A 1,957-nucleotide genomic window follows, 5' to 3' on the forward strand; every position below is an offset into this window, starting at 1 on the left:
CGAAAAAGCCCATTCTCCTATCTCCGCGATATTATCGGGTAAAATAATATGTTGAATATTAAGATAGTTATCCGTAATATTAGGATAAAAAAGGGCATAATCCGGAATCCTGTTACCTTCTATTGTCGCACTTTCTAAATTAAGCACGGTTAGTTTTCCAAGACGGGAACAATTATATAAAGTTTGGAAATCCACCTTATTGATAGTGCCTTTTACTACAACAGAGTCTATTTTATCCCAATCATCACCCAGACCTTTTTCCAACTCTCCCGGAGCAGGAACAGTTACTACTTTGTAAGACTGCGCTAATCCCGAAAAATGCATCAGGAAAAGGAACAATAAGCCAAAAAGATATTTATATGTTTTCATAAGGCTATATTTATGAACCCGTTTACTTCACCACCACTTTTTCAGTTTTCCGACCTGCCTTCACCAAATAAATCCCCGGTGAAACAGTAAGGGTAAATGTACCGACCACTTTTTCTTGCCGAACCAGATTTCCATTAACCGCATAAACACTGACTCTTGTCGGTATATCCGTAGGATTGTTTATTATAATCTCTCCATCAGAGGTGCTGACCGTACAGCTTGGAGCGAAGGTTATTCCACAGGAAGAAGGGAAATTATCGGTTTCTATTATATAATCAAAATCTTTCCAACAATCAGCATTTCTATATAAGTCACTTGTTCCTATAGGTACATAAAGTGTAAGTTTTTTAAGAGAAATAAAAGGCCACGAATCATTTTTGTCTCTATCATCATATTGAGCAAAAGGTGGTGTCTGCGCAGGACAATATACCTTTTCAAGAAGATATGAATCAAAGAATGCTCCTTTACCAATAAATTTAATCGTTTCCGGAAATACGATTTCCGTTATACTATTTTGATTGAACGCATCCAAACCTATTCTTTGCAAATTCCTTGGGAAATGCACATACCTTATATTAAAATCAATCATGAACGCATTTTGTCCAATAACAGTAACATTATCTGGAATGATAATAGTATCGATTGTCATACTATATGCCAAAAACAAGTCCGGTATGTTTGTAATACTTTGCGGAAATTTTATATTATGCAAACTATCATTCTGCGCAAAAGCACCTAACCCTAAATGAACAGTACTCTCCGGAATTATGACATTCTTTAATTCTCCTGCCCCCCAAAAGGCCGATTGTCCAATCGAATCTAACCCTTCAGGAAGATTCATTTCCTCCATTCGAGTGTTATAAAAAGCGAACCCGTCTATCATTTTAAGCGACTGGGGCAGCACGAGTTTCCGGAAACTCTGACAATGCCCAAAACAGTACCATGGAATTTCTGTGATACCTTCAGGAATGACTAGAGGATCCATCTCCATCCAATGACATGAATAAAAAGAACCTATTGAAAACTTTTTTAAAGATGAAGGAAAATTAATCTTTTTAAGATACATCATAGAAATTGCATATTTACCAATTTCCGTTACATTATCGGGCAAAATAATACGTTGAATATTAAGATAATCATACATAATATCGGGATAATAAAGAGCATAATCCGGAATCCTGTTACCTTCTATTGTCGCACTTTCTAAATTAAGTACGGTTAGTTTCCCAAGACGGGAACAATTATATAAAGTTTGAAAGTCTACCTTATTGATAGTGCCTTTTACTACAACAGAGTCTATTTTATCCCAATCATCACCCAAACTCTTTTCCAACTCTCCCGGAGCAGGAACAGTTACTACTTTGTAAGACTGAGCTAATCCTGAAAAATGCATCAGGAAAAGGAGCAATAAGCCTAAAAGATATTTATATGTTTTCATAAGGCTATATTTATGAACCCGTTTATTTCACTACTACCTTTTCTGTTTTCCGACCTGCCTTCACCAAATAAATCCCCGGTGAAACGGTAATAGCAAATGTACCGACCACTTTTTCTTGCCGAACCAGATTTCCATTAACCGCATAAACAC

Annotated in this window: 1 protein-coding gene and 1 pseudogene; both read right to left on the minus strand. The window is 36.3% G+C overall.

The annotated features are described in order from the left end of the window. A pseudogene (locus DXB63_RS17675) lies at positions 1 to 369 on the minus strand (leucine-rich repeat domain-containing protein); the annotation flags it as partial. A 22-nt stretch (positions 370 to 391) separates the two neighbouring features. After that, positions 392 to 1,807, minus strand: a complete 1,416-nt coding sequence (locus DXB63_RS17680; RefSeq protein ID WP_122127702.1) for a leucine-rich repeat domain-containing protein — start codon at positions 1,805 to 1,807, stop codon at positions 392 to 394. Positions 1,808 to 1,957 lie beyond the last annotated feature (150 nt).

The organism is Bacteroides sp. OM05-12, assembly GCF_003438995.1.
Lineage (GTDB): Bacteria > Bacteroidota > Bacteroidia > Bacteroidales > Bacteroidaceae > Bacteroides.

Bases quoted from the DNA above. Each gene is read 5' to 3' on its own strand.
- DXB63_RS17680 (WP_122127702.1), bottom strand. From the start codon at position 1,807: ATGAAAACATATAAATATCTTTTAGGCTTATTGCTCCTTTTCCTGATG.